Below are 698 nucleotides of genomic sequence, written 5' to 3'. Positions count from 1 at the left end.
TTCATATGAAATTTTTTGTTAATTCCCACTTTACTTATTTGATTTATAAGATTAAAATCGGATAAACAAGATTATAAAATGGGCTGATTGGACAACCGAAAGCTCCTGAGCGCGATAAGCGAACAGGGGCTATTTGTGTTCATTTTGAAAAAAGGAGCCGAAGGCATGAATATTGATCATATTGAAGCTTTTATGTATGTCGTTCACTTTAATAGCTTCCATAAAGCCGCAGAGGCGATGTTTTTATCACAACCAACCGTATCGGCAAGAATTAAGACGCTTGAGGGGGAACTCGATACAGAACTATTCGAAAGGCAAGGGAGGGGAATCATTTTAACCGAAAAAGGGAAAGCCTTCATTCCATTTGCGGAGCAAATCATCCGCACATTCCAACAGGGGAAAAAGCAGCTGAAGGCAGGAAGTGATTTGGAGGAAATAACGATTGGGGCCAATATCATTACATCGCAATACTTTATTCCGTTCGCGCTTCCTCTTTGGAAAGAGAAAAACCCAGATTTACGCTTTAAATTCATATCGGCAACAAATGAGGAATTAATGGATAAATTGCTTCGGAAACAGGTTGATATAGCCTTCATGAAGGATGTTGCACATAGTGGGCTGCAAAATCATAAGACGCTTGATAATTCGATTCGATTAGTCGTATATCCGGGACATCCTTTTCAAATTCAAACCGAGCT

1 protein-coding gene is annotated in these 698 nt (G+C 39.4%); it reads left to right on the top strand.

The annotated features are described in order from the left end of the window. Positions 1-165 precede the first annotated feature (165 nt). Positions 166-698: LysR family transcriptional regulator (locus CVN76_RS01765; protein ID WP_157805453.1), on the top strand; the 533-nt coding region annotated here is incomplete at its 3' end.

Source organism: Bacillus sp. mrc49, assembly GCF_002803435.1.
Note: the sequence above shows the minus strand (reverse complement) of the source record. Positions and strands in the feature narration are given on the sequence as shown.